Origin of the sequence: Mycolicibacterium septicum DSM 44393 (assembly GCF_000455325.1) — a bacterium.
Taxonomy (GTDB): domain Bacteria; phylum Actinomycetota; class Actinomycetes; order Mycobacteriales; family Mycobacteriaceae; genus Mycobacterium; species Mycobacterium septicum.
Window position 1 is genome coordinate 647,927 of sequence record NZ_HG322953.1, and the last position, 4,747, is coordinate 652,673.

Sequence of the window (4,747 nt, forward strand, 5' to 3'; positions counted from 1 at the left end):
CGATCGCCGCGGCCCAGCGGTCCCGGAGGCCGTCGCCGAGGCCGATGCCGGGGCGCGGCGCCTCGCCGAGCTCCGGGGCGCGATGGTCGCCGGGCTCGATGGGCTCGGACTGCACGTGGTGGCCGGTGACGCGCCGTTTGTGCTGTTCACGGTGCCCGACGCGGAGCTGATGCGAAAACATCTGGAAAGCAAAAGCATTGCGGTACGCCGTTGCGATACTTTCGTGGGCCTGCCGGAAAATTACCTGCGCGCCGCGGTGCGGCCGGAATGGCCCGCGCTGGTCGACGCCATGACGGAGGTGCTGCAATGAGCGCGCGACCGGTCGGGGTGCCATTGACCGACGTGATCGCCGCACTGGACGCGGCGTACCCGCCCCAGCTGGCCCACGATTGGGACTCGGTGGGGCTCGTGTGCGGGGATCCCGACGAGCCGGTCGAATCGGTGACCATCGCAGTCGATGCGACCGAGGCCGTGGTCGACGAGGTACCGGAACGCGGACTGTTGCTGGCCCACCATCCGCTGCTGCTGCGCGGTGTGGACACCGTCGCGGCCGACACCGCCAAGGGCGCCCTGATCCACCGGTTGATCCGCACCGGGCGGGCCTTGTTCACCGCGCACACCAATGCCGATGCGGCCTCGCCCGGGGTGTCCGATGCGCTGGCCGAGGCGCTGGGCCTGACCGTCGACGCGGTGCTGTCGCCGGCGGCTTCGGGTCCCGATCTGGACAAATGGGTGGTTTTCGTGCCGGCCTCGGACGCGACGAAGGTGCGAGAGGCACTGTTCGACGCGGGCGCCGGGCGTATCGGCGACTACTCGCACTGCAGTTGGAGCGTGGCCGGAACCGGGCAGTTCCTGCCGCACGACGGCGCCACCCCGGCCATCGGCGAGGTGGGCACCGTCGAGCAGGTGGCCGAGGACCGGGTGGAGGTGATCGCGCCGTCACGGCTGCGCGCGACCATCCTGTCCGCCCTGCGGGCCGCGCATCCCTATGAGGAACCTGCCTTCGACATCTTCGCCCTGGCCCCGATTCCCGGTGACGTGGGAATCGGCCGGATCGGGGAGCTGGACCGACCGGTCCCGTTGTCGGCCTTCGCATCCCGGGTGCGGACGGCACTCCCGGCGACCTCATGGGGCGTGCGGACCTCGGGTGACCCCGACGCGATGGTGTCGCGGGTCGCGGTGTGCGGGGGAGCGGGCGATTCACTGCTGGGCACGGTGGCCCGGGCCGGTGTGCAGGCCTATGTCACATCGGATCTGCGGCATCACCCGGCCGACGAGCACCGCCGGGCCTCACCGGTCGCGCTGGTCGACGTGGCGCACTGGGCCACCGAATTCCTCTGGTGCGCCCAGGCGGCGGGGGTGCTGCACAGACAGTTCGGCGATGCGCTGCAGGTGCGGGTGTCGTCGGTGCGCACCGACCCGTGGAACGTCGAGTGCTGACCGCAGCGGACGAAATGAACGCAGGAAACTACAGCTACATGAAAGTCAGGGCATGAAAGCCGAAGTAAAACAACAACGTTCGCTTCTCGCGCTGACGGAGGTCGATGCCGAACTCGGGCGCCTGGCGCACCGCGCCAAGAACCTGGGCGAACAGCAGCAGGTGGACGAGGCGCAGGCGGCGCATGCCGGGGCCAGCGACGGGGTGGGTGTCCTCGGTATCGCACTGGAAGACCTGGAAGCCCAGGTGACCAAGCTGGAGAGCGAGATCGACTCGGTCCGTCAGCGTGAGGACCGCGACCGCGGGCTGATCGACGGCGGCACGGTGGGCGCCAAACAGGTCGCCGAGATCCAGCACGAGCTGGAAACGTTGCAGCGCAGGCAAACCAGCCTGGAGGATTCGCTGCTGGAGCTCATGGAACGACGCGAGGAACTGTCGAACCAGCAGGCCGAGGCGCTGCAACGCATCGACGACCTGCAGACCGCTCTGTCCGCGGCGCAGCGGGCCCGGGATGCCGCGCTGGTGGAGATCGACCAGGCCAAGCATCAGGCGGTGACTCGCCGCGACGGGCTGGTGAGCGTCATCGACCCTGAACTCGTCAATCTCTATGAACGCCAGCGGGCCCGGGGCGGCGCGGGGGCCGGGCTGCTCCAGGGCCGGCGCTGCGGCGCCTGCCGGATCGAGATCGACCGCGGCGAGAGCGCCCGGATCGCCGCGGCTGCCGAGGACGACGTGCTGCGTTGCCCCGAGTGCGGGGCAATCCTCTTGCGGATCAAGCAGTGAAGGTACTCGTCGAAGCAGACGGCGGCTCCCGGGGTAATCCCGGACCGGCGGGCTTCGGCGCCGTCGTGCTCGACGCCGACCACGACGCGGTGCTGGCCGAGCGCAAGGAAGCGATCGGCCGGGCCACCAACAACGTCGCCGAATACCGCGGGCTGATCGCCGGTTTGGAGGCTGCCGCCGAGCTGGGCGCTGCCGAGGTGGCGGTGTCGATGGATTCCAAGCTCGTCGTGGAACAGATGTCAGGGCGCTGGAAGGTCAAGCATCCCGATCTGATTCCGCTGCAGCGCCGGGCCGCCGAGCTGGCCGCCGGCTTCGAACGGGTCAGCTACGCGTGGATCCCGCGGGAACGCAACAGCCATGCCGACCGGCTGGCGAACGAGGCCATGGACGCGGCCGCGGGCATCGTCAGCGACAAACCTGCGGAGGCCGAGAAGGCCGCACTGTCGGCACCCGGGTGGACCGGTGCCACCGGGGCGCCCACCCGGCTGTTGCTCTTGCGCCACGGTCAGACCGAACTGTCCATCAGCCGGCGCTATTCGGGCCGTGGCAACCCGGCGTTGACCGAGGAGGGGCGCAGGCAGGCCGACGCCGCCGCGCGGTATCTCGGGGCACGCGGCGGCGTTGCGGCGGTGGTCTCCTCGCCGCTGGGCCGGGCGTATGAGACGGCGACGGCTGCGGCCAAGGCGCTCGGCGCGGATGTCCGCGTCGATGACGACCTGATCGAGACGGACTTCGGCGACTGGGAAGGGCTTACGTTCGCCGAAGCCGCGCAACGGGATCCGGAACTGCACCGGCGCTGGCTGCGGGACACGAGCGTCGAGCCGCCCGGGGGCGAGAGCTTCGATGCGGTGGCCGACCGGGTCCGCCGGGCCCGCGACCGGATCATCTCCGAGTACGGTGAGGCGACAGTTCTGGTCGTCTCCCACGTGACCCCGATCAAGACGATCCTGCGGTTGGCGCTCGATGCCGGCGAGGGAATTCTGTACCGGTTGCATCTGGACCTGGCATCGCTGTCGATCGCCGAGTTCTACGCCGACGGAGGATCTTCGGTCCGGTTGGTCAACCAGACCGCGTACCTGTAGGTCAGGCGTGCAGGTGTAGTTGCTCGCCGTGCGGACCGAAGATGGTGATCGCCTCGACCGGTCCGTCGACCACCCCGAACCAGTGCGGTGTCCAGGTCGAGAATTCCACGGCCTCACCGGGGTTGACGACGAAGTCCTGCTCACCCAGGATCAGGCGCAGCTGTCCGGACAGCACGTACATCCAGTCGCGTCCTTCGTGGACGGGGAATTCGGTGGGAGGCTTGCGGCGCTTCGCGCTGATCCGGACCTTGTAGGCGTGCAAGCCGGCCGCCGGGCCCTGCCGGGTCAACGGCCAGTACGTGATGTCGTGGTGGGTGTGTGAGCTGCCGGTGACCCGGGGATCCTCGGCCTGTGGCGCGCGCAGCAACTCGTCGGTGGTCACCGATAGGGCGGCGGCCAACCGGGGCAGGTGGTCCAGGGCCAGTCGACGCTTGCCCGATTCCAGCCGGCTCAGGGTCGACACGTCGATCTGGGCGCGGCGCGCGACGTCTTCCAGGGTGAGCCCCCGTTGAGCCCGTAACTCCCGCAGGCGACTGCGGACCAGGGCGTCGATGTCGGCGGGCTCGGCAGCGTTTGCCTCCATGGCAAAATAGCTTGGCACTTTGCCATGTGATTGGGCAAGCTCGAAGACATGGAAAACATCTGGGATTGCGTCATCGTCGGCGGCGGGGCGGCCGGTCTGAGTGCGGCGCTGGTGCTGGGCCGGGCCCGGCGACGGGTACTGCTGGTCGACGCGGGGAATCAGAGCAACCTGGCCGCACACGGCATCGGCGGTCTGCTGGGCAGCGACGGCCGCCCACCCGCCGACCTCTACGCGGCGGGCCGCGCCGAGTTGGCCGCCTACCCCACGGTGGAGGTACGCACCGGCGAAGTCGTGCGCGGGGAGTCGGGATTCGCGCTGGAGCTGGCCGACGGAACCCGAGAGCGGGCCAGGACGGTGCTGCTTGCCACCGGCATGGAATATCGGGGGCCGAACATCGACGGCCTCGAAGGACTATGGGGCGCTTCGGTTTTCCACTGCCCGTTCTGCCACGGCTGGGAGATGCGCGACGCGCCGGTCGCGGTCGTCGCCCAGGGGGACCGTGCCGTGCACTCGGCGTTGATGATGCGCGGCTGGACCGAGGATCTGGTGGTCCTCACCAATGGGGACAGCGGGCTGGACGACGCACAGGTCAAGCAGTTGGACGCGGCCGGAATCAGCGTCGACGACCGTCCGATCGCCCGCTTCGTCGCGCACGACGGCCAACTGGCGGCCGTCGAGTTCGCCGACGGCACGCAACTGGCCAGGCGCGGGGCACTCGTCGCTGCCACACTGCATCAACGCTCGTCGCTGGCGGCACAACTCGGTGCCGTCTCGGCGCCCGGGCCGATCGCCGCGGACGCCCTCGTCGTCGACGCGTTCGCCCGCACCTCGGTACCCGGACTGTTCGCCGCGGGGGACCTG

The 4,747-nt window shown here is 69.7% G+C and carries 5 protein-coding genes and 1 pseudogene; 5 read left to right on the plus strand and 1 reads right to left on the minus strand.

Annotated features, from left to right (window positions below; all coding sequences use genetic code 11):
- From TX88_RS35450 to TX88_RS29905, 4 genes and pseudogenes are all read left to right on the plus strand, one after another.
- A pseudogene (locus TX88_RS35450) lies at nt 1–310 on the plus strand (aminotransferase class I/II-fold pyridoxal phosphate-dependent enzyme); the annotation flags it as partial.
- Nucleotides 307–1,440 carry a Nif3-like dinuclear metal center hexameric protein gene (locus TX88_RS29895; RefSeq protein WP_044523508.1) on the plus strand — a complete coding sequence of 378 codons (1,134 nt, stop codon included), beginning with the start codon at nt 307–309 and terminating at the stop codon, nt 1,438–1,440. The pseudogene TX88_RS35450 and the gene TX88_RS29895, both read left to right, overlap by 4 nt.
- Nucleotides 1,441–1,492: 52 nt before the next feature.
- A complete protein-coding gene (locus TX88_RS29900) occupies nt 1,493–2,221 on the plus strand; it encodes a zinc ribbon domain-containing protein (protein ID WP_044523511.1) in 729 nt (242 codons plus the stop codon).
- Nucleotides 2,218–3,303, plus strand: a complete 1,086-nt coding sequence (locus tag TX88_RS29905; protein ID WP_044523514.1) for a bifunctional RNase H/acid phosphatase — start codon at nt 2,218–2,220, stop codon at nt 3,301–3,303. Before TX88_RS29900 ends, TX88_RS29905 begins: the two co-directional genes overlap by 4 nt.
- Nucleotide 3,304: 1 nt before the next feature.
- Here TX88_RS29905 and TX88_RS29910 read toward each other — a convergent pair whose 3' ends face one another.
- Nucleotides 3,305–3,886 carry a type II toxin-antitoxin system RelB family anti-toxin gene (locus TX88_RS29910; RefSeq protein ID WP_044523517.1) on the minus strand — a complete coding sequence of 194 codons (582 nt, stop codon included), beginning with the start codon at nt 3,884–3,886 and terminating at the stop codon, nt 3,305–3,307.
- Nucleotides 3,887–3,934: 48 nt separating this feature from the next.
- On the opposite strand from TX88_RS29910, the gene TX88_RS29915 reads away from it, so the two are divergent.
- The coding region (locus TX88_RS29915; protein ID WP_044523519.1) for an NAD(P)/FAD-dependent oxidoreductase at nt 3,935–4,747 on the plus strand (813 nt) is incomplete at its 3' end.